20 protein-coding genes are annotated in these 23,642 nt (G+C 65.8%); 8 read left to right on the forward strand and 12 right to left on the reverse strand.

The window, feature by feature from the left end:
* The first annotated feature begins 96 nt into the window (after positions 1 to 96).
* Positions 97 to 996 carry a LysR family transcriptional regulator gene (locus PVW49_RS05295; RefSeq protein ID WP_274563213.1) on the forward strand — a complete coding sequence of 300 codons (900 nt, stop codon included), beginning with the start codon at positions 97 to 99 and terminating at the stop codon, positions 994 to 996.
* A gap of 88 nt (positions 997 to 1,084) precedes the next feature.
* Here the strand turns inward: PVW49_RS05295 and ade are convergent, their stop codons facing one another.
* Both ade and hppD read right to left on the reverse strand, forming a co-directional pair.
* Positions 1,085 to 2,782, reverse strand: coding sequence for an adenine deaminase (ade, locus tag PVW49_RS05300; protein ID WP_274590066.1), 1,698 nt, complete (start codon positions 2,780 to 2,782; stop codon positions 1,085 to 1,087).
* A gap of 376 nt (positions 2,783 to 3,158) precedes the next feature.
* The gene (gene hppD, locus PVW49_RS05305) at positions 3,159 to 4,256 is read right to left on the reverse strand and encodes a 4-hydroxyphenylpyruvate dioxygenase (protein WP_274590067.1); all 1,098 of its coding nucleotides are present in this window, start codon (positions 4,254 to 4,256) and stop codon (positions 3,159 to 3,161) included.
* 137 nt (positions 4,257 to 4,393) lie between these two features.
* Here hppD and PVW49_RS05310 point away from each other — a divergent pair, with 137 nt between their 5' ends.
* Positions 4,394 to 4,849: an Lrp/AsnC family transcriptional regulator gene (locus tag PVW49_RS05310; RefSeq protein WP_274590068.1), complete on the forward strand. Its 456-nt coding sequence runs from the start codon at positions 4,394 to 4,396 to the stop codon at positions 4,847 to 4,849.
* 105 nt (positions 4,850 to 4,954) lie between these two features.
* Positions 4,955 to 6,832: a monovalent cation:proton antiporter-2 (CPA2) family protein gene (locus PVW49_RS05315; RefSeq protein ID WP_274562761.1), complete on the forward strand. Its 1,878-nt coding sequence runs from the start codon at positions 4,955 to 4,957 to the stop codon at positions 6,830 to 6,832.
* Positions 6,833 to 6,921: 89 nt separating this feature from the next.
* Here PVW49_RS05315 and PVW49_RS05320 read toward each other — a convergent pair whose 3' ends face one another.
* The 5 genes from PVW49_RS05320 to PVW49_RS05340 all read right to left on the reverse strand — a co-directional run bounded on the left by PVW49_RS05320 (position 6,922) and on the right by PVW49_RS05340 (position 11,988).
* Positions 6,922 to 7,431, reverse strand: a complete 510-nt coding sequence (locus PVW49_RS05320; protein ID WP_048530684.1) for a CarD family transcriptional regulator — start codon at positions 7,429 to 7,431, stop codon at positions 6,922 to 6,924.
* Between the two features lie 292 nt (positions 7,432 to 7,723).
* Positions 7,724 to 8,062, reverse strand: a complete 339-nt coding sequence (fdxA, locus tag PVW49_RS05325) for a ferredoxin FdxA (protein ID WP_048530683.1) — start codon at positions 8,060 to 8,062, stop codon at positions 7,724 to 7,726.
* 51 nt (positions 8,063 to 8,113) lie between these two features.
* Positions 8,114 to 8,494: an RNA-binding S4 domain-containing protein gene (locus PVW49_RS05330; protein ID WP_274562757.1), complete on the reverse strand. Its 381-nt coding sequence runs from the start codon at positions 8,492 to 8,494 to the stop codon at positions 8,114 to 8,116.
* Positions 8,495 to 8,497: 3 nt separating this feature from the next.
* Positions 8,498 to 11,503 (reverse strand): helicase-related protein, encoded by a 3,006-nt coding sequence (locus PVW49_RS05335; protein WP_274590069.1) that lies wholly within the window; start codon positions 11,501 to 11,503, stop codon positions 8,498 to 8,500.
* A 29-nt stretch (positions 11,504 to 11,532) separates the two neighbouring features.
* Positions 11,533 to 11,988, reverse strand: coding sequence for a tetratricopeptide repeat protein (locus tag PVW49_RS05340; protein ID WP_244526428.1), 456 nt, complete (start codon positions 11,986 to 11,988; stop codon positions 11,533 to 11,535).
* A 169-nt stretch (positions 11,989 to 12,157) separates the two neighbouring features.
* On the opposite strand from PVW49_RS05340, the gene PVW49_RS05345 reads away from it, so the two are divergent.
* The 3 genes from PVW49_RS05345 to PVW49_RS05355 all read left to right on the forward strand — a co-directional run bounded on the left by PVW49_RS05345 (position 12,158) and on the right by PVW49_RS05355 (position 15,302).
* A complete protein-coding gene (locus PVW49_RS05345; protein ID WP_048530679.1) occupies positions 12,158 to 12,445 on the forward strand; it encodes an SCP2 sterol-binding domain-containing protein in 288 nt (95 codons plus the stop codon).
* The gene (locus PVW49_RS05350) at positions 12,445 to 13,416 is read left to right on the forward strand and encodes an alpha/beta fold hydrolase (protein WP_274590070.1); all 972 of its coding nucleotides are present in this window, start codon (positions 12,445 to 12,447) and stop codon (positions 13,414 to 13,416) included. The genes PVW49_RS05345 and PVW49_RS05350 overlap by 1 nt, the downstream gene beginning before the upstream one ends.
* Before the next feature lie 65 nt (positions 13,417 to 13,481).
* Entirely contained in the window at positions 13,482 to 15,302 is a 1,821-nt protein-coding gene (locus PVW49_RS05355) for a M3 family oligoendopeptidase (RefSeq protein WP_274590071.1), read from the forward strand.
* A 120-nt stretch (positions 15,303 to 15,422) separates the two neighbouring features.
* On the opposite strand, the gene PVW49_RS05360 is transcribed toward PVW49_RS05355, so the two are convergent.
* From PVW49_RS05360 to xseA, 4 genes are all read right to left on the reverse strand, one after another.
* A complete protein-coding gene (locus tag PVW49_RS05360; protein WP_048530676.1) occupies positions 15,423 to 16,133 on the reverse strand; it encodes an alpha/beta fold hydrolase in 711 nt (236 codons plus the stop codon).
* A 254-nt stretch (positions 16,134 to 16,387) separates the two neighbouring features.
* Complete coding sequence (locus PVW49_RS05365) at positions 16,388 to 17,008, reverse strand: hypothetical protein (RefSeq protein WP_274590097.1); 621 nt, start codon at positions 17,006 to 17,008, stop codon at positions 16,388 to 16,390.
* Between the two features lie 316 nt (positions 17,009 to 17,324).
* Positions 17,325 to 17,753, reverse strand: a complete 429-nt coding sequence (locus PVW49_RS05370) for a VOC family protein (RefSeq protein WP_274590072.1) — start codon at positions 17,751 to 17,753, stop codon at positions 17,325 to 17,327.
* A 58-nt stretch (positions 17,754 to 17,811) separates the two neighbouring features.
* Positions 17,812 to 19,353: an exodeoxyribonuclease VII large subunit gene (gene xseA, locus PVW49_RS05375; RefSeq protein ID WP_274590073.1), complete on the reverse strand. Its 1,542-nt coding sequence runs from the start codon at positions 19,351 to 19,353 to the stop codon at positions 17,812 to 17,814.
* A gap of 71 nt (positions 19,354 to 19,424) precedes the next feature.
* Here xseA and purD point away from each other — a divergent pair, with 71 nt between their 5' ends.
* Positions 19,425 to 20,687, forward strand: coding sequence for a phosphoribosylamine--glycine ligase (purD, locus tag PVW49_RS05380; protein WP_274590074.1), 1,263 nt, complete (start codon positions 19,425 to 19,427; stop codon positions 20,685 to 20,687).
* Here the strand turns inward: purD and PVW49_RS05385 are convergent.
* Positions 20,684 to 21,157 (reverse strand): SRPBCC family protein, encoded by a 474-nt coding sequence (locus PVW49_RS05385; RefSeq protein ID WP_274590075.1) that lies wholly within the window; start codon positions 21,155 to 21,157, stop codon positions 20,684 to 20,686. The genes purD and PVW49_RS05385 overlap by 4 nt on opposite strands.
* Positions 21,158 to 21,395: 238 nt before the next feature.
* Between PVW49_RS05385 and PVW49_RS05390 the strand changes: the two genes are divergently transcribed.
* Positions 21,396 to 23,540, forward strand: a complete 2,145-nt coding sequence (locus tag PVW49_RS05390) for a malate synthase G (RefSeq protein WP_274590076.1) — start codon at positions 21,396 to 21,398, stop codon at positions 23,538 to 23,540.
* Positions 23,541 to 23,642 lie beyond the last annotated feature (102 nt).

Below are 23,642 nucleotides of genomic sequence, written 5' to 3' on the forward strand. Positions count from 1 at the left end.
GCCTTCAGTCGGCAAATACTTTATACGGATTGTTGATAATACACGATGCGCGGCGTTATGCTCGGGGCGAATGTCAGCCTGATGCGAGCCCTGCCAATGCCTTATGTCGAAAGCCTGCGCGTCTTTGTGCGCATTGTCGAGCTGGGCTCGATCACCTCGGGCGGCCGCGATCTGCGGCTGACGCCGGCGGTTGCCTCGAAGAGGATCAAGGAGCTGGAGCGGCATCTGGGGGTGCGGCTGTTCAACCGCACCACCCGCTCGCTGACCCCCACCGAGGTGGGCCGGGTGTTTTACGACCACGCCCGTCAGGCCCTGGCGGCGCTGGACGAGGCCGAGGCGGTGGTGGCGAATTTCTCGGACACGCCGCGCGGGGTGATCCGGGTGACCGCGCCGCTGGTGACCGGCCGGCGCATCATCGCGCCGCTGGTGCCGGAGTTCACCGATCTCTATCCGGAATGCCAGGTGCAGATGCGGTTGTCCGACCGGGCGGTGGACATGCTGGGCGAGCGGCTCGACGTGGCGTTTTTTGTCGGCATTCCGAAGGAGTCGGGGCTGACCCTGCGCAAGATCGCCGAATGCGACCGGGTGCTCTGTGCCGCGCCGGACTATCTGGCGCGGCAGGGCGTGCCGGAGGGGCCGGACGATCTCTTGCGGCACAATTGCCTGTTGCTGCGCTATCCGCGCTCGCCGGAGTATTTCTGGGTGCTGGAGACGCCGGCGGGGCCGCGCAAGCTCGAGGTGGCGGGGCGGTTCGACGCCGATGACAGCGATGTGCTGATCTCCTGGGCGCTGGCCGGGCGCGGCATCGCCAATATCCCACGCTTCCTGATCGCCGGGGACCTGGCCTCGGGCGCGCTTGTGGAGGTGTTGCGCGAGGCGGCGCCGAAACCCTCGATCTTTGGCTGTCTCTATCCGCACCGACGGTTGCAGGATCCGAAAATCCGGCGGTTCGTCGATTTCATGACCGACCGCTGCCGGGGGGCGATCCTGGGGTGAGGCCGGGGCCCGGGGGCTCTGCCCCCGCCGCGGCACGCCGCGACTCCCCCGGGATATTTCCGGCCAGAAGAAGCCCCCTTGGGGTGGCTCAGCCGGGGATGATCTCGAATTTCATCACGTCGACCATGCCACGGTCGGTGATCTTGAGCGCGGGGATCACCGGCAGGGCGAGGAAGGCGAGCTGAAGGAAGGGTTCTTCCAGGGTGACGCCGAGGGATTTGGCGGCGTCGCGCAGCTCGACGAGGTGCCGGTGGACCTCCTCGAAGGGGGCGAGGCTCATCAACCCGGCGACCGGCAGGGGCAGCTCGGCCAGGATCGCGCCATCGCGCGCGACGACGAAGCCGCCCTCGATCTCGGACAGGCGGTTGGCGGCCAGCGCCATGTCGGCGTAGTCCATGCCGACGCAGGCGATATTGTGGTGATCGTGGCAGACGGTGGAGGCGATGGCGCCGGCCCGCATGCCGAAGCCGCGCACGAAGCCGGTGGCGATATTGCCGTTCTTGCCGTGGCGTTCGATGACCGCGATGCGGGCGAGGTCGCGGCTGGCGTCGGGGCGTTTGTCGCCATCTTCGATGGCGATCTCTTCCGACAGGTGGTCAGTAATGATCTTGCCCTCGATGATGCCGATCACATCCGTGGTGCTGCGGTTGCCGGTGGCGCGGAAATCGCCGGCCGCGACCCTGGGCGCCTTGACCGAGTTGCGGCCGACCACCTCGATGCCGTCGCGGGCGGCAAAGGCGGCTTCGGTGACCTCCTGGCCGGCGCAGAACACGCGGGCGGCGCGACACTCCTCGAGGCTGTCGAGCGCCACGATATCGGCGCGCAGGCCGGGCGCAATGAGGCCGCGGTCTTTCAGCCCGAAGGCCTCGGCCGCCGAAAGCGAGGCGGCGCGATAGGCGGCGAGCGGCGAAACGCCCTTTTCGATCAGCCGGCGGATCATGTAGTCGAGATGGCCGTGCTCGGCGATGTCGAGCGGATTGCGATCGTCGGTGCAGAGGCAGATGTAGGCGCTGCTGCCTTCGGTCAGCAGCTCGGCCAGCGCCTCGAGATCCTTTGACACCGAGCCTTCGCGGATCAGCACCCGCATGCCCTTTTGCAGCTTTTCGCGCGCCTCTTCGGCCGAGGTCGCCTCATGTTCGGTGCGGATGCCGGCGGCGACATAGGCGTTGAGGTCGCGGCCCGAGAGCATCGGGCAATGGCCGTCGACATGGCCACCTTCGAACAGCCGCAGTTTGGCCATGGCGCGCGGATCGCGGTGGATCACGCCGGGATAGTTCATGAATTCCGCCAGGCCGATGCCGGACGGGTGGCCCATGATCTCTTCGAGCTCCGCCGCCTCGATCTGCGCGCCGGCGGTTTCCATGTCGGTCGAGGGCACGCAGGAGGAAAGCTGCACGCGGATGTCCATCAGCGTGTGGGTGCTCGCCTGCTGGAAGTAGCGGATGCCGTCGAGGCCGACCACATTGGCGATCTCATGCGGATCGCAGATCGCGGTGGTGACGCCACGGGGCGCGACGCAGCGGTCGAACTCGTACGGCGTGATCAGCGAGCTTTCGATATGCAGATGGGTGTCGATGAAGCCGGGCACAAGGGTGAGGCCGGTGACATCGACGACCTCGCGGCCCTCGTAATCGGCGCCGATACCGACAATGCGGTCGCCGCAGATCGCCACGTCTCCCGGGATCCTGTCGCCGGTCACCAGGCAGAAGATCTGGCCGCCGCGCAGCACCTTGTCGGCGGGTTCATCGCCGCGGCCCTGGGCGATGCGGGTTTCGAGATCGGTCATGGCGTGCCCCTTTTCGTCGCTGCTTCGGCGGCGATCATAGGGGGTGCGGCGGCGGTGTCACCCGGGAAGCGCGGGCAGACTGCCCTGTCGGGCTGGCCGCCGCGCACCGGACCTGATCCGGGGTCTCTTGCGGCTGGGCGCGAGGTCCCGGCGCGGGGGCCGGGACGGGAGGCGCCGCAGTGCGAGGCGGCGGGACCCTGATGGCCGCGCCCCGGACGTGATCCGGGGCCCCTGCCCTTGGCGAGAGGTCCCGGCGCGGGGGCCGGGACGGGAGGCGCCGCAGCGCGAGGCGGCGGGACCCTGATGGCCGCGCCCCGGACGTGATCCGGGGCCCCTGCCCTTGGCGCGAGGTCCCGGCGCGGGGGCCGGGACGGGGTTATTTCACCGGGTCGAGCTCGCCGCTTTCGATCTGCTCCTGTTCGATCGATTCGAACAGCGCCTTGAAGTTGCCCTCGCCGAAGCCGTCATCGCCCTTGCGCTGGATGAACTCGAAAAAGATCGGGCCGATCACCGTCTTCGAGAAGATCTGCAAAAGGATGCGGGTCTCGCCGCCATCGACCACGCCTTCGCCGTCGATCAGGATGCCGTGTTTCTTCATCCGGTCGATCGGCTCGTCGTGGCCGCTCACCCGGTCCCTGGCCAGCTTGTAATAGGTTTCGGGCGGGCCGGGCATGAACTTGATGCCGCGGCTGGCGATCTCGTCGGTGGCGTCATAGATGTCATGCGCGCCCACCGCGATGTGCTGGATGCCCTCGCCGTTGTACTTCTTGAGATAGGCCACGATCTGCCCGGTCTCGCCCCGGTCTTCGTTGATCGGGATGCGGATGCGACCGCAGGGCGAGGTCAGCGCGCGCGAGAACAGCCCGGTGAACTTGCCCGCGATGTCGAAGAAGCGGATTTCGCGGAAGTTGAACAGATCGCCGTAGAACCGGAACCAGGTGTCCATGTTGCCCTTGAAGACATTATGGGTCAGGTGGTCGAGGTAATGGAACCCCACGCCCTTGGGCTTGGATTGCGCGATCCAGTCGAATTCCTCGTTGTAGGGCGAGGTCTCGTAATATTGGTCGATGAAATAGATCAGGCTGCCGCCGATGCCCTTGATCGCGGGCACATCCATCGTCTTGTCATCGCCCTCATAAGGTTCGGCGCCCTTGGCGACCGCATGGTCAAAGGCATGCTGCGCATCGACCACGCGCCAGCCCATCGCGGGCGCGCAGGGGCCGTGCTCTTCGACGAACCTGGCAGCAAAGCTGCCCGGCTCGGCGTTGATCACATAGGTGATATCGCCCTGTTGCCAGAGCTCGATCTGTTTCGACTTGTGGTTGGCCACATGCTCATAGCCCATCTTGCCGAAGAGATCGCGCAGCGCCGAGGGCTCGGGATGGGCGAACTCGACGAATTCGAAGCCGTCGGTGCCGGCCGGGTTCTCGGCGGTGATCTTGGATTTCGGGGCATCGTGCGGGAAAGGACCCATGGTGCATCTCCTCCTGTGTTCCGTTGCCCAAAGGCTAACGCCACACCCGGGGGCAATGTGCGCATTCTGCGGCATGTGCGGCTTTCTTTTTGCGGGATTTCCGCGCACAGTGCGAAAAATACGCGGAGATTTCGCAGATGCTCGATTCCATCGATCGCAGGCTCCTGGGCCTTTTGCAACAGAACGCCCATCTGACCGCCAATGAGCTGGGCGAGGCGCTGAACCTCTCGGCCAGCCAGGCCGGGCGGCGACGTCAGCGGCTCGAGGCCGAGGGCTATATCCGTGCCTATGCCGCCAAGCTCGATGCGGCGCGGCTGGGGCTCGGGGTGCAGGCCTTTGTCCAGGTGCAGATGGCCAGCCAGCGGCCCGAGGATGCGCAGAGCTTTGCCCGCCTGCTGACCACCCAACCTGAGGTGGTCAGCACCTGGACGCTGACCGGCGATGCCGATTACCTGCTCCGGGTCTATTGCGCCGATCTGGCGGCGCTCAACCGGCTGATCCACGAGGTGCTCTTGCCGCATCGGGCGGTGGCGCGGGTGCAGAGCCAGATCGTGATGGACCAGCTCAAGCACGATGCGCCGCTGCCGCTCTGACCGGGTTTTCGGGACTGTCGGGAAAATGATCGCAGGGCGGCCATGCCGGCTTGTTCAATCCTCGCCGCACCTGCAAAATAGTGTGACGCAACGGGACAGGACATCATGGAAAGTTTTCTCCTCCAGGCCTCGATCTTCCTCGCCGCGGCGGTGATCGCCGTACCTCTGGCGGCCAGGCTGGGGCTTGGATCGGTGCTGGGATACCTCGCCGCCGGCATCCTGATCGGCCCGGTCTTCGGCTTTGTCGGCGGGCATGAAACCCAGGAATTGCAGCATTTCGCCGAGTTCGGCGTGGTGATGATGCTGTTCCTGATCGGCCTCGAGCTCGAGCCGCGCACGCTTTGGGACATGCGGCACAAGTTGATCGGGCTGGGCGGGCTTCAGATCGGGCTCTCGACCGTGCTGATCATGACCGGCGCCATGGTGCTGGGGCTGGTCTGGCAGGTGGCGCTGGCGGTGGGGCTGATCTTTGCCCTGTCCTCGACCGCGATCGTGCTGCAAACGCTCAGCGAAAAGGGGCTGATGCAGACCGGAGGCGGGCGCTCGACCTTTGCCGTGCTGCTGACGCAGGATATCGCGGTGATCCCGATGCTGGCGCTGCTGCCGCTGCTGGCGGTGATGCCCTCGGCGGTGATCGCGCCCGACGGGGCCATCAGCCTGCCCGCCAAAGAGGCCGAGGACGCCGCCCATGCCGGCATGTCGCTGGTCGAAGGCCTGCCCGGCTGGGGCGTGACGCTGGTGACGCTGGGCGCGGTGGCGGCTGTGATCCTGGCCGGCATCTACCTGGTGCGGCCGCTGTTCCAATTCGTTCACACCGCCCGGCTGCGCGAGCTCAACACCGCGCTGGCGCTGCTGATCGTGGTGGGCATCGGCACGCTGATGAACATGGTCGGCCTGTCGCCGGCGCTGGGCACCTTTCTGGCGGGCGTGGTGCTGGCCAACTCGGAATTCCGCCACGAGCTGGAAAGCGACATCGAGCCGTTCAAGGGCCTGTTGCTGGGGCTGTTCTTCATCACCGTGGGCGCCGGCATCGACTTTGCCACCTTCTTCGGGGCCCCGTTCAAGATCCTCGGGCTGACGCTGGCGGTGATCGCCGCCAAGGGCGCGGTGCTGCTCTGTCTCGCCATGATCTTTGGCCTGCGGGGCCGCAACCGCTGGCTCTTTACCCTCGGGCTGGCGCAGGCGGGCGAATTCGGCTTTGTCCTGATCTCCTTTTCGGTCACCCAGAACATCCTGCCGCCCGGCCTGTCGCAGACGCTGTTGCTGGTGGTGGCGCTGTCGATGCTGATCACCCCCCTGCTCTTCATCCTCTACGAGCTGCTGTCGCGCCGCATGTCCGAGCGTGGCGAGGCCTTTGAACCCGACGAGATCGACGAACAGGGGCCGGTGATCATCGCCGGGATCGGTCGCTTCGGCCAGATCGTCAACCGTCTGGTGCAGAGCTCGGGGTTCAAGACCGTGGTGCTCGACCACAACATGAAGACCATCGAGCTGATGCGCCGCTTCGGCTTCAAGGGGTTCTACGGCGACCCGACGCGCCCCGAACTGCTGCATGCCGCCGGTCTGCGCGAGGCGCGGGTGCTGGTTGTGGCGCTCGACGATCCGGCGGCGACCTTGCGTCTTGTGAGCTTTGCCCGGCGCGAGCGCGACGACCTGCATATCGTGGCCCGCGCCCATGACCGCACCCATGCCTTCAAGCTCTATCAGGCCGGCGCCAATGACATCGTGCGCGAGATGTTCGACAGCTCGCTGCGCGCCGGACGCTATGTGCTGGAGAACATCGGGCTGACGGAATACGAGGCGGCAGAGGCCGAGCGGGTATTCTATCAGCACGACCGGCATTCGGTTCAGGAGCTGGCCAAGCTCTGGCGCGATGACATCCCCTCGGTCGACAATGAGCCCTATATCGCCCGCGCCAAGGAGCTGGAGCGCGATCTCGAGGCGCTGCTGCTGGCCCAGCTGCAAAAGGACGATGCCGCCTGATGCCCCTCGCCAATCACGCGAAAAAGCCCGCGCAAGTGGTTGCGCGGGCTTTCAATTTCAAATCGGCGCTTATGTCAGCCGTCAGCCTCTCAGGCCGCGCGCGACAGCAGTACCTCGTCCACCTGCTTGGCCGCAGCCACCTCGTCGCCGCCGGCCACGGCAGCAACTTCGCGGGTCAGTCGCTCGAGCGCGGCTTCGTAAAGCTGACGCTCGGAATAGCTCTGTTCGCGCTGCTCGTCATTGCGGTGCAGGTCGCGCACCACTTCGGCAATCGAGATCAGGTCGCCGGAATTGATCTTCTGTTCGTATTCCTGGGCCCGGCGCGACCACATGGCGCGTTTCACCCGCGCCTTGCCCTTGAGCGTGGTCAGCGCCTTTTCGATCACGTCGGGCGAGCTGAGGCTGCGCATGCCGATCTCGGTGGCCTTGTTGGTCGGCACCCGGAGGGTCATCTTGTCCTTCTCGAACGAGATCACGAACAGCTCGAGCGGGATGCCTGCGATTTCCTCCTTGTCGATCGAGACGATCTGGCCCACACCATGGGCCGGATAGACGACGTAATCGTTCGGGCGGAACTCGGATTTCTTCGATTTGGTCATGCAGTCCTTCCTCGCATGTTCCCACGCCTCAAGCGACAAAAGAACCGGACGGGGATTTTCATCTCCGTTCCCGGTTTTCCAATATGCCGCCTTCAGCCGAACAGGTGCTGACGATCCTGTCCTGAGTGAGAAGAATAAATCATATGACAGGAATATAGCACAAAAAGGATGCTATTTCCAGCATATTTCCGTGACCAGAGAGAGTACACCCCTGATCTCAAGTGGTTATATCGCGCAGTTGAAGTGCTTTCCAACCGCTTTGGCCGGCCAGCGCCGAATCGCTAACCCAGCGTCAACCGCCTTCGCCGGGCGCTTCCGAGAAGTACTTCTCGAGCTTGCCCTCTTCCCCGTCGTGTTCCTCGGCCTTGGGCAGCGGGTCTTTTTTGGTGATGATCACCGGCCACATTTCCGAGTACTTGCGGTTGAACTCCACCCATTTCTCCATGTCCGGCTCGGTATCCGGGCGGATCGCATCGGCCGGGCATTCCGGCTCGCAGACGCCGCAGTCGATGCATTCGTCGGGGTGGATCACCAGCATGTTCTCGCCCTCGTAGAAACAATCCACGGGGCAGACCTCGACACAGTCGGTGTATTTGCAGGCGATGCAGGCATCGTTGACGATATAGGTCATGGGACGAGTCTTTCTTGCTGACGCGGGTGTTTGCTAATCCAGCCGGCCGGATCATTCAAGCGTGCGACGCCGGTTAAGATCAAGGTTGCGCCGATCCTGCTTGGTCGGGCGACCTTTTCCCTCATAGGCCGGATTCGCGGGCGGCCTGTCCTCCTTTGGCGGCTCGGGCGGTGACAGGTCTTCGTACAGCGCCTGCGCCTCGCTCGCCGGGCCCCGCCGTGTGCCCAGCTCGAGGATGCGCACGATGCGCACCCGTTTCGCCTGCACGAAGGTCAAGACATTGCCGGGGCTTATGGTGCGGCCGGGTTTCGACACCCGCGTCCCGTCAACCCGCACCCCCTCGGTCGAGATGGTGCGGGCGGCCAATGTGCGGGTCTTGAAGAACCGCGCCTGCCAGAGCCATTTGTCCAGCCGGAGTTTCGCGGTCGACAAGGGTCAGCCCTTGTCCTTGAGCCCCATCAGAGCGGCGGCAAAAGGATTGTCCGGGTCGATCCGGTCCTTCTTTTCCGGGCGCGACTGATAGGTCTTGGCGCCCTTGTCCTGGCGCGGGCCCTTGCCCTTGGCACCTTTCGGCCCCCTGCCCTTGTCGCCACGGTCGCCGCGGCGCCCCTTGCCCTGCGGCTTGCCCCCGTCGCGGTCGCCCCGGTGGCCGCCGCGCGGCTTGCGGTCGCCGCGCGCTCCGCGCCCCCAGGTGAAGGTGTAAAACACCTCCATCTCGGGACCGGCATCGGCCTTGTCCGGGGTTTCGCCGGGGCGCAGTTCGCCGGCGGCGCTGTCGACCGGCGGGATCGGGTCGGCGTTGGCCTCGAGTTCCGAAGGCGACACCGTGGCCGCCGCATCGGAGCTGTCCGAAGCCTGGACGTCAGGAACCGCATCGGCCGCTTCGGGGATGTCGGGCGTCTCGGTCGGTGCCACCGCCTCGGCCTCTGTCTCGGCTTCGGCCTCGACCTGCGGCGCAGCCTCGGTGCCGGGGGCCGGCTCGGGCTGGGCCACATCCATCACCGGGGTGTCGGGGGAAACGGCCGCGTCCTTGGCCTCTTCCACCACCACGGCATCGGCCGGCTTGACCTTGGCACGCTCGCCTTTTTCGGCGCGATAGCCCAGGCCCTGCATCAGATCGGCGAATTGCTCCAGCGTCATGCCGGTGATCGACAACATGTCCGCCTTGGCCTCGAAACCGCCGCGGGTGTCCTCGGCGCGCAGCATGTCCGCCAGCCGCTCCAGCATGTCGATGCGGATCGCCCGCGCCCCGGCCTTGCGATAGCCCGACATGGTGTCGGCGCCCTCGGGTGCGGCCTGATCGGACGGCACGGTCACCAGCCCCGGCGGCGGCGCCTCGGGGAAGACATCCAGCCCCTGCCAGAGCGACCAGAGCACCAGCCGCAGCCGCGTCGGCGCCGGTTTCAGCAAAAGCGGCATGAAAATGGTGAACTGGCCGAAGCGCACGCCGTGCTTGCGCAGTGCGCCACGGGCCTCCTGATCCAGCGCCTTGACGTCATCGGCCACCCTGACGCGCGGCAGCACGCCAAAGCTCTCGACCATCTGAAAGGCAAAGCCCTTGGCCAAGCCGCTCAATGCCTCGTCCCGGCCCAGAGCCACCAGCGGTTCGAACTGGGTCGCGACCTTGCGGTCGATGAAATGCTGCAACCGGCGCTGCACCTTTTGCGCCACGTCGGGCCCGGCCTCGTCATCGACAAAGGCCCGGACCTCGGGCTTCAGCGGATCGGCCCCCTTGACCAGCTTGCCCACCGCCTGATCGCCCCACATGAGGCCACCCTGCTCGGTAAAGTCGATCTCGGTATCGGGCGCATTGTAGAACCGGTCGGCCCGCAGGTGGAAATGCGGGGCCAGGGCCTGGAGTGACGCCGCCTTCAGCGTCTTGGCCTCCTGCCCGGTCGCATCCTTGTCCTGCCGGAAGCGGAATCCCTCAAGTCGGCCGACGAACTCGCCCTCGACCGTTACTTCACCATTCTCGTTCACTTCGGCCAAGAGGGCCTCCTTCTGCTTCAACCGCCGCAAGAGCACGGATGTGCGGCGATCAACAAATCTCTGGGTCAGACGGTCGTGCAGCGCATCCGACAGCCTGTCTTCTACAGCGCGCGTCACCCCGCGCCAATGGCTTTCGTCCGTGACCCAGCGCTTTCGTTGGGCCACATAGGTCCATGTGCGGATATATGCCAATCGTTTCGACAATGTGTCGATATCACCGTCGGTCCGATCGATCCGCCGCACCTGCCGCGCCAGCCAGTCATCCGGCACCTTTCCGCTTTCGTGCAGGTAGCCAAAGATAACGCCCAGCAGGCCGGCATGTTCCGCATGCGATATGCCGCGAAAATCCGGGATGCGGCAGACATCCCAGAGCAGCCGCACCGACTGCGGGCTCGAGGCGCGGGCAAAGACCATGTCGTCCTGCGCCAGCGTTCGCAGAACGCGCAGATCGTCGGCCTCGCGCGCCTTAAGCAGCATCGGATCCTCGGGCGGCTTTTCCAGCGCGGCGATCAGCCGGTCGATGGTGCCGAACTCCAGCGCCGCATTGCGCCATTGAAGTTTCTTGAGCGGGGTGAACTGATGGTTGCAGATCGCCTCGGCGACCCCCTCGTCCAGCGGCGGCGCCTCGCCGGTCACGCCAAAGGTGCCGTCGCGCATTCCCCGCCCCGCCCGGCCGGCGATCTGCCCCAGCTCGTTTGGTGCCAGCGGCCGCATCCGGCGGCCGTCGAACTTGGACAGGCCGGAAAAGGCGACGTGGTTCACATCGAGGTTCAGCCCCATGCCGATGGCATCGGTCGCCACCAGGAAATCGACGTCGCCGTTCTGGTAAAGATCGACCTGCGCATTGCGGGTGCGCGGGCTGAGCGCGCCCATGACCACCGCCGCCCCGCCCTTCTGACGGCGCAGCAGCTCGGCAATGGCATAGACATTCTCAATCGAAAACCCCACGACCGCGCTTCGGGATTGCAGTCGGCTTATCTTTTTCGAACCTGTGTAGCTCAACTGGCTCATCCGCTCGCGGCGCATGAACTCGACGCCCCGCACCAGCGCGGCAATCGGCCCGCGCATGGTGTCGGCGCCCAGAAACAGCGTCTCATGGGTGCCGCGCATCCTCAGCAGACGGTCGGTAAAGACATGGCCGCGCTCGGGATCGGCGCAGAGCTGGATCTCGTCGATGGCGACGAAATCGGTGCCCATGCCCTCGGGCATCGCCTCGACGGTGCAGACCCAATATTGCGCCCGCGACGGCACGATGCGCTCTTCGCCGGTGACCAGCGCCACCACGCCGGGGCCGCGGATGGCGACGATCTTGTCATAGACCTCGCGCGCGAGCAGCCGCAGCGGCAGCCCGATGATGCCCGAGCGATAGCCCAGCATGCGCTCGATGGCGTAATGGGTCTTGCCCGTGTTGGTGGGCCCAAGGACCGCCACGGTCCGCTGTTCCATCGCCATCCGGTGTCTCCCCGGGCTTGTTCAGAATTCTAGATGTCGCGGCCGCGTGCCGTGATCAACAGACGTTCGACGCCGTTTTGCGCCTCTTCGTCGTTGGGATGCAAGGCCAGCACCATTTCATAGCCGCGCAGCGCCCGATCGGCATCGCCAAGCGTCTCGAAAATCACCGCCAGCCCGCGCAGCGCGCCGAAATGGTCGGGATTGTACCGCAGCGCCATTTCCAGATCGCCCAGCGCCGGACCGATCCGGCCGGCGTTGTAATAAGCCATGGCGCGCATGTGATAGCCTTCGGCAAATTCCGGCGCATGATCGACAAGGGCGGTGAAATGTTCGGCCGCGGCCGCGAGATCGCCGACATCCATCGCATCCCGGCCGCGTTTCAGCAGCAGATCCATCGCCGCCGATCCGCTTTTGGACCATTCGCGGCTGATATCGGCCACCAGCCGCCCCGCTTCGGCCGGCTCGGCCTCGCGCAGCTGCTGCAAGAGAGCCTCCGTGTCCTGCGCCCGCACACCCGACGGTAGGGAATACGTGACTAGGACGAGAAATGCCGCAACGCTACATTTGATGTGCTGTCTGATCATGACCATAGTGCCCTCAATGTAGCGCAGCGGGTTCGAAATACCACCCGCGATCAGACAAAGGAGCGTGCAAATGAGTGATGTTGTGGCCGAGGCGGTAAAGGCCTTGAACGCAAAGATCGACGGCGGCTTTGACGGCACCGCCAAGTTCGTCATCGAGGACGAAGGCGCCATCATGGTCGACGGGGACGGCGCCCGCGCCGGCGATGACGAGGCCGAGGTCACCATGACCGCCGATGCCGAGACCTTTGAATCGATCCTCGCCGGCGATCTCGACCCCACGTCGGCCTTCATGTCGGGCAAGCTCGCCGTCGATGGCGACATGGGCACCGCGATGAAGCTGGGACAGGCGCTCTCCTGATGACCCTGACGCCGGCCCCCTATTTCGAAGACATGGCGCGCGCGCCCCGGGGCGGCCGGTGCCATTGGCTCACCACCGAAGACGGCAAACGCATTCGGATCGGCCATTGGCCGACCGAAGCCGAGGCCAGGGGAACCATTCTGATCTTTCCCGGCCGCACCGAATATGTCGAGAAATACGGCATGCTGGCCGCCGACCTCACGGCGCGGGGCTATGCGGTGCTGGCCGTCGACTGGCGCGGCCAGGGCCTGGCCGACCGGTTGTTGCCCGATGCCCGCGTCGGCCATGTCGACATCTTCGACGATTATCAGCGTGACGTGCGCGCCCTGCGCGCCGCGCTGCCCGAGCTTGACCTGCCCCAGCCGCTGTTTCTGCTCGGCCATTCCATGGGCGGCTGCATCGGCCTCCGGGCGCTCTACAATCATCTGCCGGTGGTCGGCGCGGTCTTTACCGGGCCGATGTGGGGCATTCGTATTGCCGGGCCCGTGCGCCCCGCCGCCTGGGCCATGGGCTGGACCAGCCGCAAGCTCGGCTTCAGCCACCTCTATGCCCCCTCGACCGGCGCCGCGAGCTATGTCGCCACCGCCCCGTTCGAGGACAACGTGCTGACCCGCGACCGCGAGATGTTTGCCTATATGCGCCAGCAGGTGCTCGACCACCCCGAATTGCAGCTTGGCGGCCCCTCGCTGCACTGGCTGCACGAGGCCCTGCGCGAATGCCGCGCCCTGGCCGCCCTGCCGGCGCCGGACCTGCCCTGCATCACCTTCCTCGGCAGCAACGAACGCATCGTCAGCGTGCCCGAGATCCGCAGCCGCATGGCGGCCTGGCCGCAGGGACGGCTCGAGGTGATCGAGGACGGCGAACATGAGGTGCTGATGGAGGATGCCAAAACCCGGCGCCATATCTTCGAGACCACCTGCCATTATTTCGAGGACACCCTGCTGGGCAAGCCGCAGGCCGCCTCGGCCTGACCCTCCCTTGAACCTTGCACCATGGCGGGCTTATCTGTGTCCAACCAGAACAGAAGGCCAATTTCATGCTGCACCTCCCCTTTCCCGTCCGTGACGCCAATGCAGGCGGCGGCGCGCGCGACCTCGGCAATCTGCCCGAATGGGACCTGACCGATCTCTATGCCTCCGAGGACGCGCCCGAGCTGGCCCGCGATCTCGACTGGCTGGAGCAGGAATGCGCCGCTTTTGCCGGTGACTACGAAGGCAAGCTTGCCACGCTCTCGGCCGAAGCCTTCCTGACCTGCGTCCAGCGCAACGAAAAGATCAGCGCCATCGCCGGGCGCATCATGTCCTTTGCCGGCCTGCGCTATTACCAGCAGACCACCGACGGCGCCCGCGCCAAGTTCATGTCGGATTGCCAGGAAAAGATCACCAATTACACCACCCCGCTGGTGTTCTTCACGCTCGAGCTCAACCGGCTCGAGGATGATCACCTCGCCGGGCTGCTGGAGCAGAACCGCGATCTCGCCCGCTATGCCCCGGTGTTCCGCCGCATCCGCGCGATGAAGGATCACCAGCTCTCGGACGAGTTGGAAAAGTTCCTGCATGATCTCGGCGTCGTCGGCGACGCCTGGGAGCGGCTTTTCGACGAGACCATCGCCGGGCTTCACTTCGAGGTCGACGGCGAGGAAATGGGCATCGAGGCGACGCTCAACCTGCTCACCGAACAGGACCGCGCCAAGCGCGAGGCCGCCAGCCGCGAGCTGGCCCGGGTGTTCCAGGACAACATCAAGACCTTTGCCCGCGTCCACAACACCCAGGCCAAGGAAAAGGAGGTCATCGACCGCTGGCGCAAGATGCCCTCGGCCCAGGCCGGACGGCACCTGTCGAACGACGTCGAGCCCGAAGTGGTCGAGGCGCTGCGCAATGCCGTGGTCGCCGCCTATCCGCGCCTCTCGCACCGCTATTACGCGCTCAAGGCCAAGTGGCTGGGCCTCGACCGCATGCAGGTCTGGGACCGCAACGCGCCTTTGCCGATGGAAGAGACAAAAATCGTCGGCTGGGACGAGGCACGCGAGATTGTGCAGGAGGCCTATGCCGGCTTTGATCCGCGCATGGCCGAGCTGTCCGAACCTTTCTTCAACGACGGCTGGATCGACGCCGGGGTAAAACCCGGCAAGGCGCCCGGCGCCTTTGCCCATCCCACGGTGACCGACGTCCACCCCTATGTGATGCTCAACTACCTCGGCAAACCACGCGACGTGATGACGCTTGCGCATGAACTGGGCCATGGCGTGCACCAGCGGCTGGCCGCCGATCAGGGCGAAATGCTGTCGTCGACGCCGCTGACCCTGGCCGAAACCGCCTCGGTCTTCGGCGAGATGCTGACCTTCCGCAAGATGCTGGAGAAAGCCGAGACCAAGGAGGCCCGCAAGATCCTGCTCGCCGGCAAGGTCGAGGACATGATCAACACCGTGGTCCGGCAGATCGCCTTCTACGATTTCGAATGCAAGCTGCATGACGCCCGCCGCGGCGGCGAGCTGACGCCCGAGGACATCAACGCGCTCTGGATGTCGGTGCAGGCCGAAAGCCTCGGGCCGGTCTTCGACTTCATGGAGGGCTACGAGACCTTCTGGGCCTATATCCCGCATTTCGTGCATTCGCCCTTCTACGTCTATGCCTATGCCTTCGGCGACGGGCTGGTGAACGCACTTTATGCCGCCTACGAGGCCGCGCCCGAGGGCTTTCAGGAGAAGTATTTCGACATGCTCAAGGCCGGCGGCTCCAAGCACCACAAGGAGCTTCTGGCGCCCTTCGGCCTCGACGCCTCGGACCCGGCATTCTGGGACAAGGGGCTTTCGATGATCGAAGGCTTCATCGACGAGCTCGAAGCGATGGAAGACTGACGCCCGGTCTTTCAAATGGCACAAGCCCGCCCGCCTTCCGAGTGCCCGGACCATGCAGGCCCTGCGCCGGGCTGAAACGGAAGCGGGCGGGCATCACGCCCGCGCCCGGTGGGCCGGGCGCTATGACACCGTCTGCGGCTGGCGCTGCCAGGCGCGGAGCACGTTGATCACCGCCTCGGGCTGCTCCAGCGCCGCCATATGGCCGGCGCCCGCGATCACCTCGAGCCGGGCATTCGGGATAAGCGTGGCGAGGAAGTCGTGCCGCTTCACCGGCAACACCGCGTTTTCGGCGCCGCAGACAACCAGCGCCGGCGCCTTGCACTTGCGCATCACCGCCTGCTGGTCCTTGCGCCGCATCAGCGTGCGGCTCTGCCGGGTGTAGACATCGGCGCCCAGATGCAGCCCCATGTCGAGCGCCAGCGCCAGCACGTCGCCGCGGTAGGGCGACACCGCAAGCCCGGCCGTGACGATGTCCTCTTCCAGCACCTCGCGCAGCCGGCCGGTGCGCGCCCGGATGATCCGCGCCTCGCGGGCCGAGGCATCCTGCGGCGTCTCGGCCAGTGGCGAGGCGTCGATCAGAGCGATCCGCGTCACCCGCTCCGGCGCGCGGCGGACCAGCTCCATCGCCACCGCGCCGCCAAACCCCATGCCCGCGACGCCGAACTTGGCCGGCGCCGCCGTCAGGATCGACGAGGCGATCTCTTCGATGCGGTCGCCCTCGGTGACCGGTGCCACCATCACCGGCGTGTCGCGGCTGAGCGCCGCGACCTGGGGCCCGAAGACCCGCGCATCACACATGAATCCCGGCAACAATACCAGCGGTTCGCGCATCGCTAGGGCCCTGCTCTCTCTCATTTCGCCCGCCCCGCGTTGGCCGCAGGGTCCGGGCGGAGACTAACGCAGGCGATGCCGGATGACAGCGGGAAATCGCTCGCCCACACGGGGGCCGGTGGCCTTTCGCCGATGCCGTAACGTCAACCGTCAGCCACCGGCCCGGCGGGGAGCTGTAAAGCCCTGGGCCGCGTGACGAATATCCTGCATCTGAGCGCCCCTCCCGCGCCGCGCAAACATTATGTGCGACCCGGCTATTCCCCGCTGCCCGGCAGGCGGAGGGCGCGGAACTTCGGGAAATCGGCATAGCGCGCCTGCCGTTGGGCCCGGCTTTCCGCCGGCGCCGCGCCGCGGCGCAAAAGCGTGCCGCGCGGCGCAATATAGCTGGATATCACCTTCCAGGGCGCGGGCCGCCACGACAGGTTGAAGGCGCAGAGTTTTGGAAAGAACCAGATTTCGGAATAATCGATGTGATCGTGCAGCCACCAGGCCAGGTCGCGCCAGTCGCGGCCGGCCTCGAACTGATCGGCAAACCAGGGAAGGACGATGCTCGCGCCGGCAACCGGAACCGCTTCGATATCCCAGATGTGGCATTCCTGAGGATATGTGTTGCGGGCGCAGTTGAGCCGGTTTTCATTGCCGAACCGGTTCAGCCCCGGCGCGCGATAACCCGACCGCACCGCCACCCGGCCGAAGGTTTCCTCCAGCGGATCGAGCAACTCGGTGCAAAAGGCCCGCCCCCGTTCCAGCGCCAGATCGGGGCGCTCGGGAATATTGGGGATGCGGTGAATGTTGCCGATCTCGGAATAGAGAAACTCCCGCATGTAGAAATACCGGCTCAGCCGCACGCGCCCCAGCGTCTCGAGGCTCCACATGCTGGCCGGTTTGCGCATCAGCCTGCCACCGCGCGATGTTCCATTGCCGTCACCCCTCCGCTTCCGGCCTGACGGATTTCAAGGACCGACAGGGTGCCAACGCCCGACAGGCTCTCAAAACCCGCGCCGGCCAATGGACCGGCATTCACTCTGGTCCCGGCGCCTCTGCTCCTGGCCCCCGTTCACGACCCGGCACCAAAGGCGACGGCAGGTTTTCGAAGCGCGCCCGCGCTCAGGGCACCGCCCCCGTTCGAAACCGGACAGCCGGCTCATGCCAGGCACCCGTTCCGGCCCCGGGCACCACGTCAAGGCCCGCTCAGCCATAGCCGTTCCAACAGAACGCCCCGTCCTCGGCCAGCGACGCGAACGGATTGAACGCCACTTCCCAGATCGCGCCCTCGGGATCGGCGAAATAGCCGTGGTAGCCGCCCCAGAACGCCTCTTGCGGCGCTTTCAGAACCGTGGCGCCCGCCGCCTCGACCCGTTGCATCAGTTCGTCCACCTCCTCCTTGCTGCGCAGGTTGTGCGCCAGCGTCACCGCGCCGCGCCCCAGGGTGCCGGCCGCGACGCCGATATCCTCGGCCAGGGCGTCCAGCGGATACAGCCCCAGCGTCTGGCCGATCAGGTCGAAGGCCACCACGCCATCAGGCGATTCGACCCGCGCCCAGCCCAGCCGCTCGTAAAACGCCGCCGTATTCGCCATGTCCTGCACGCCGAGGGTAATCAGGGATACGCGCTGTTCCATCGTGACCTCCAAAGGTTTACATGGCGTGAACATAACATGAACACCTGCAAATGTCCGGTCAAAAAAGCGAGCCTTGCTCCGACGGTTTCCGCGGGGGCTTGCCGCGCGCCGGTTTGCCCGAGCCGAGCTTGAGCCGGCCATCGGCAAATTCGATCTCGAGGCCGGTGGCCTGTTCCGCCGCCGCCTTGGAGGTCACCAGCCCGGCGTCGCCGCGCACCACCGCATAGCCGCGCGCCAGGGTCGCCCTGTACCCCAGCGTTTCGCGCAATCGGTCGGTGGCCTCCAGCCGGGTCCGCAGCTCGCCGACCTGCCGCGCGCCGGCGTCCGTAATACGTGAAAAGGCCCTTTCAAGCCGTTCTTTCTGATGGAAAATATCCTTTTCCACGGCCCGTGTGGAAATCCGCAATCCGGCCAGTTGCTCGGATTTGCGCGCCACCCCGCGCTCGAGCGCGGGCGCCAGCCGCGCCGCCAGGTGATCCAGCCGCCGCTGCTCGTTCGTCAGCATGCGCCGCAACGCCGAAACCTGCAAGGCGCCGGCGCATTCCGAAAGCGTCACCCGCCGCCGCGCCACCCCGCGTTCGAGCGCCACCGGCAGCCGGTCGCCCCAGGTGTCGAGCCTCTGGCGCGGCCCTTCGACCAGCGTTTCCGCCCGTGGCAGGGCACGTGACAGATCGCGAAGCCGCTGGCCGCGCTGCGCCAGGGCACCGGTCAGTCCCTGCGCCAGCCGCCCGCCCTGACCCTCAAGCCAGGCCAGCAGCTCGAGCCGCACCGGCACCGCCATTTCCGCCGCCGCCGAGGGCGTCGGTGCGCGGCGGTCGGCCACGTGATCGATCAGCGTGGTGTCGGTTTCGTGCCCCACCGCCGAGATCAGCGGGATCTCCGAGGCCGCCGCCGCCCGCGCCACCACTTCCTCGTTGAAGCCCCAGAGATCCTCGATCGAACCGCCGCCACGCGCCACGATCAGAAGATCGGGCCGGGGCAGCGCGCCGCCGGGGCTCAGCGCGTTGAAGCCGGCAATCGCGCGGGCCACTTCGGGGGCGCATTTGGCGCCCTGCACGGCGACCGGCCAGATCAGCACCTTGCGCGGAAACCGGTCGCGCAGACGGTGCAGGATATCGCGGATCACCGCCCCGCTGGGAGAAGTGACAACACCAATGATCTCAGGCAGATACGGCAGTTTCTTCTTGCGATCCGCGGCAAAGAGCCCCTCCGCCTCGAGCAGCGCCTTGCGCTTTTCCAGCATCGCCATCAGCGCGCCGACGCCAGCCGGCTTGATGTCGTCGATCACCATCTGGTATTTCGACTGGCCTGCAAATGTCGTCACCCGTCCGGTCGCCACCACCTCCATGCCCTCCTCGGGCAAGGTGGTCAGCCGCGCCGCCACGCCTTTCCAGACGACCCCCGAGATCACCGCACGGTCGTCCTTGAGATCGAGGTAGATATGGCCCGATCGGGGCCGCGATACCCGGCCCACCTCGCCGCGAATGCGGACATGGCCGAACTCGCCCTCGATCACCCGTTTGATCGCCCCCGATATTTCGGAAACGCTGAATTCCGGTGCGTTCAGGCCCTCTGGCGCGTCGTCGATCAGGTCGGACATCTTGGCTCGCTTGTATCTGCTCGGCCCGGACCCTAAAACGCCACGCAACAAAGGCCAAGCGGAGAGCGCCCATGAACATCCTCATTCTCGGAAGCGGCGGGCGCGAGCACGCCCTGGCCTGGGCGGCGCTGCAAAACCCGAAATGCGACAAGCTGATCGTGGCACCTGGCAATGCCGGCATTGCCCAGATTGCCACCTGCGCCGCAATCGATATCGAAGACGCCGGCGCGGTGCTGGCGCTGGCCGAGGCCGAAACCATCGATTTCGTCATCGTCGGCCCCGAGGCGCCGCTGGCCAAAGGGGTGGCCGACCGGCTGCGCGACGCCGGGATGCTGGTCTTCGGCCCCTCGAAAGAGGCGGCGCGGCTCGAGGCCTCGAAGAGCTTTACCAAGGAAATCTGCGACGCGGCAGAGGCGCCGACCGCCGGCTACGCGCATTTCACCGATGCCGAGAAAGCCAAGGATTACATCCGCCAGCAGGGCGCACCGATTGTCGTCAAGGCCGACGGCCTGGCCGCCGGCAAAGGCGTGATCGTGGCAACGGATGTCCGGACCGCGCTGGATGCCATCGATGACATGTTCGGCGGCGCCTTTGGCGCAGCCGGAGCGGAAGTGGTGATCGAGGAATTCATGGCGGGCGAAGAGGCCAGTTTCTTCGTGCTCTGCGACGGCACCACCGCATTGCCCGTCGGCACGGCGCAGGATCACAAGCGGGTCGGCGAAGGCGACACCGGGCTCAACACCGGCGGCATGGGCGCCTATTCGCCCGCCCCGGTGCTGACCGAGGAAATCGCCACGCAGGCGCTGGAAGAGATCGTCAAGCCGACGCTCCGGGTGATGGCCGAACGCGGCATGCCCTATCAGGGCGTGCTCTATGCCGGGCTGATGATCAAGGACGGCCGCGCGCGGCTGGTGGAATACAATGTCCGCTTCGGCGACCCCGAATGCCAGGTGCTGATGCTGCGGCTGGGCGCGCAGGCGCTCGACCTGATGCATGCGGCGGCCGAAGAACGGCTTGACGCCGCCCAGGTCAACTGGGCCGAAGATCATGCGATGACCGTGGTGATGGCCGCCAAGGGCTATCCCGGTTCCTACGAAAAGGGCAGCGTGATCAAGGGACTGGACGCCCTCCCGGTAGACAGCAGCCACATGGTGTTTCACGCCGGCACCACGGCCAGGGACGGTCAGATCACCGCGACCGGCGGCCGCGTGCTGAATGTCACCGCGCGCGGCGCGACACTGGCCGAGGCCCGCGCCCGGGCCTATGAGATGGTCGAGGCCATCGACTGGCCCGGCGGCTTCTACCGCAGCGACATCGGCTGGCGCGCGCTCTAGACGCGCTCCAGCGTCCGGGCGTAGTCGACCAGCTGATCGGCCACCACGCCCCAGCCTTCGTAAAAGCCCATATCCTTGTGGGCCTTGGCCTTTTCCGCCGTGCGGTGGCGGGCGGTGGCGGTATAGCTGGTGCCGCCCTCCTTGGTTGGCGCGAGGTCGAGAATCGCGGTCATGAAAGGATCCTCGGTCGGCTTCCAGCCTTCGGTGTAGCCATCGGTAAAGACCAGGCGGCGTTCCGGCACGATCTCGAGATAGACGCCGTGGTTTTCCATCCGGTTGCCGTCAACCTCGAAGGTGGTGTTGAAACGCCCGCCGACCCGAAGATCGATGTCGCAGGCCACCACCTTGTGCGGCTTGGGTACAAAGAAATGCGGGATATGGTCGGCCGAGGTCCAGCACGCCCAGACCAGCGCCGGCGGCACAGGCAGGGTGCGGGTAAAGGTCAGGTCGGTGTCGGGATCGAGCTGCATGACCGGTGTCCTGTTATGTTAGGGTGAACAAGAGAGTCGGTGGTGAATGAGGCGAGACTAGTCAGCATTTCCCGTCACAGGCAAGAGCTCGGCCCGAGCGGGCGGATCGACAGGGGCATTCTTCGGGAAAGCCGAAAGGTCCATTCGTCATCCGGCGTGGTACAGAGCTTGCCCGCCCCGCGCCACATGCCTTAAGGGATGTGGTATACCATTGCGCACCAAAGCGGAGACCAAGACCATGAGCACACGTGTTGACCGGGCCGGACTGGCGGTAGACGAGGTTCTGGCCGCGTTCATCGAGGATAAGGCGTTGCCGGGGTCCGGGGTCTCAGCCGAGGATTTCTGGCAGGGTCTCTCCGATCTCGCGCATGAGATGGGGCCGAAGAACCGCGCCCTGCTGGACAAGCGCGAGGAGATCCAGAGCCAGATCGACAATTGGCACAAGGGCCGCGCCAACCAGCCGCATGATGCCAAGGCCTACAAGGCGTTCCTCGAACAGATCGGCTATCTGCTGCCCGAGGGCGCGGATTTCCATATCGAGACGACGCATGTGGACCCCGAAATCGCGCTGGTGCCCGGCCCGCAGCTGGTGGTGCCGGTGACCAATGCGCGCTTTGCGCTCAATGCCGCCAATGCCCGCTGGGGATCGCTGTACGACGCGCTCTATGGCACTGACGCCATGGGCGCGCTGCCGCCCAAGGGGGGCTACGATCGCGGCCGTGGCGCGCGGGTTGTGGCCCGCGCCCGGGTGTTCCTCGACGAGGCCTTTCCGATCGCCGGCGGCAGCCATGCCGACGCGCGGCGCTATCACGTTCAGGACGGCGCGCTGCTGATCGACGACATGCCGCTGGCCGAACCCTACAAGTTCGCCGGCTATCGCGGCCATCCCAAGGCGCCCGAGGCGGTTCTGTTGCGCAATCATGGCCTGCATGTCGAGCTGGTGTTCGACCGCACCCACATGATCGGCGCCCGCGATCAGGCCGGTCTGGCCGATGTGGTGATCGAGAGCGCGGTTTCGGCGATCATGGATTGCGAGGATTCGGTGGCCTGCGTCGATGCCGAGGACAAGGTGCTGGCCTATGGCAACTGGCTCGGACTGATGAAAGGCGATCTGGAGGCCAGCTTCCAGAAAGGCGGCAAGACCCTGACCCGCCAGCTCAACCCCGACCGCAGCTACGTCGGCCCCGAGGGCAAAGAGGTGACGGTCAAGGGCCGCGCCCTGCTCTGGGTGCGCAATGTCGGCCATCTGATGACCAATCCGGCGATCCTGACCCGCGATGGCGAAGAGATCTTCGAGGGTCTGATGGATGCCATGGTGACGGTGCTGATCGCCAGGCATGACCTGAACCGCGACGGCGGCAATTCCACCCATGGCTCTGTCTATGTGGTCAAGCCCAAGATGCACGGGCCCGAGGAAGTGGCCTTTGCCGATGCGATCTTTGACCATGTCGAGCAGGCGCTGGACCTGCCCAGGCACACCGTCAAGATCGGCATCATGGACGAAGAGCGCCGCACCACGGTCAATCTCAAGGAATGCATCCGCGCCGCGAAACACCGGGTGGCCTTTATCAACACCGGCTTCCTCGACCGCACCGGCGACGAGATCCACACCTCGATGGAGGCCGGGCCCTTCAGCCGCAAGGATTTCATCAAGCGCAAGGCCTGGATCACCGGCTATGAAAACCGCAATGTCGATATCGGGCTGGAATGCGGGCTTCAGGGCAAGGCGCAGATCGGCAAGGGCATGTGGGCGATGCCCGATGCCATGGCGGCCATGCTGGAGGCCAAGATCGAGCACCCCAAATCCGGCGCCAATTGCGCCTGGGTGCCCTCGCCCACCGCGGCCACGCTGCACGCGCTGCATTACCACAAGATCGATGTCTTCGCGGTGCAGGACAAGCTGAAGAAAGCCGGACGGCGGGCGCATGTGGAAACCATCCTCGACATTCCGCTGGCCTCCTATCGTGCCTGGACCGCCGATCAGATCAGCCGCGAGGTCGAGAACAACGCCCAGGGCATTCTTGGCTACGTGGTGCGTTGGATCGATCAGGGCGTCGGCTGCTCCAAGGTGCCCGACATCAACGACGTGGCGCTGATGGAGGACCGGGCGACCTGCCGGATCTCGGCGCAGCACATCGCCAACTGGCTGCACCATGGCGTGGTGAGCGAGGCGCAGGTGCGTGCCGCCATGGAAAAAATGGCCGCCGTGGTCGACAGCCAGAACCAAGGCGAGCCCGGTTATCGGCCGATGGCGCCGCGGTTCGACAGCATCGCCTTTCAGGCGGCCTGCGATCTGGTGTTCAAGGGGCGCGAGCAACCGAGCGGCTATACCGAGCCGGTGCTACACGCCCGGCGGCTGGAGCTGAAGGCAGCGCAGGGCTGACCCCCGGGTCGGGCGCGGCCCGGGCGCGAGTGGCAGGGTGGGCAGGGATGCCCGCCCGACGGGTGGGAACGCTTACCCGGAGATAAGGGCATAACCACTTAC

The sequence above is a fragment of the Marinovum sp. PR37 genome, assembly GCF_028807375.1.
Taxonomy (GTDB): domain Bacteria; phylum Pseudomonadota; class Alphaproteobacteria; order Rhodobacterales; family Rhodobacteraceae; genus Marinovum; species Marinovum algicola.

Excerpts from the sequence above, each read along its gene's own strand:
- PVW49_RS05295 (WP_274563213.1), top strand. The coding sequence starts at position 97 with ATGCCTTATGTCGAAAGCCTGCGCGTCTTTGTGCGCATTGTCGAGCTG.
- ade (WP_274590066.1), bottom strand. The coding sequence starts at position 2,782 with ATGACCGATCTCGAAACCCGCATCGCCCAGGGCCGCGGCGATGAACCC.
- hppD (WP_274590067.1), bottom strand. The coding sequence starts at position 4,256 with ATGGGTCCTTTCCCGCACGATGCCCCGAAATCCAAGATCACCGCCGAG.
- PVW49_RS05310 (WP_274590068.1), top strand. The coding sequence starts at position 4,394 with ATGCTCGATTCCATCGATCGCAGGCTCCTGGGCCTTTTGCAACAGAAC.
- PVW49_RS05315 (WP_274562761.1), top strand. The coding sequence starts at position 4,955 with ATGGAAAGTTTTCTCCTCCAGGCCTCGATCTTCCTCGCCGCGGCGGTG.
- PVW49_RS05320 (WP_048530684.1), bottom strand. The coding sequence starts at position 7,431 with ATGACCAAATCGAAGAAATCCGAGTTCCGCCCGAACGATTACGTCGTC.
- fdxA (WP_048530683.1), bottom strand. The coding sequence starts at position 8,062 with ATGACCTATATCGTCAACGATGCCTGCATCGCCTGCAAATACACCGAC.
- PVW49_RS05335 (WP_274590069.1), bottom strand. The coding sequence starts at position 11,503 with ATGGCGATGGAACAGCGGACCGTGGCGGTCCTTGGGCCCACCAACACG.
- PVW49_RS05345 (WP_048530679.1), top strand. The coding sequence starts at position 12,158 with ATGAGTGATGTTGTGGCCGAGGCGGTAAAGGCCTTGAACGCAAAGATC.
- PVW49_RS05350 (WP_274590070.1), top strand. The coding sequence starts at position 12,445 with ATGACCCTGACGCCGGCCCCCTATTTCGAAGACATGGCGCGCGCGCCC.
- PVW49_RS05355 (WP_274590071.1), top strand. The coding sequence starts at position 13,482 with ATGCTGCACCTCCCCTTTCCCGTCCGTGACGCCAATGCAGGCGGCGGC.
- PVW49_RS05360 (WP_048530676.1), bottom strand. The coding sequence starts at position 16,133 with ATGCGCGAACCGCTGGTATTGTTGCCGGGATTCATGTGTGATGCGCGG.
- PVW49_RS05365 (WP_274590097.1), bottom strand. The coding sequence starts at position 17,008 with ATGTGGAGCCTCGAGACGCTGGGGCGCGTGCGGCTGAGCCGGTATTTC.
- PVW49_RS05370 (WP_274590072.1), bottom strand. The coding sequence starts at position 17,753 with ATGGAACAGCGCGTATCCCTGATTACCCTCGGCGTGCAGGACATGGCG.
- xseA (WP_274590073.1), bottom strand. The coding sequence starts at position 19,353 with ATGTCCGACCTGATCGACGACGCGCCAGAGGGCCTGAACGCACCGGAA.
- purD (WP_274590074.1), top strand. The coding sequence starts at position 19,425 with ATGAACATCCTCATTCTCGGAAGCGGCGGGCGCGAGCACGCCCTGGCC.
- PVW49_RS05385 (WP_274590075.1), bottom strand. The coding sequence starts at position 21,157 with ATGCAGCTCGATCCCGACACCGACCTGACCTTTACCCGCACCCTGCCT.
- PVW49_RS05390 (WP_274590076.1), top strand. The coding sequence starts at position 21,396 with ATGAGCACACGTGTTGACCGGGCCGGACTGGCGGTAGACGAGGTTCTG.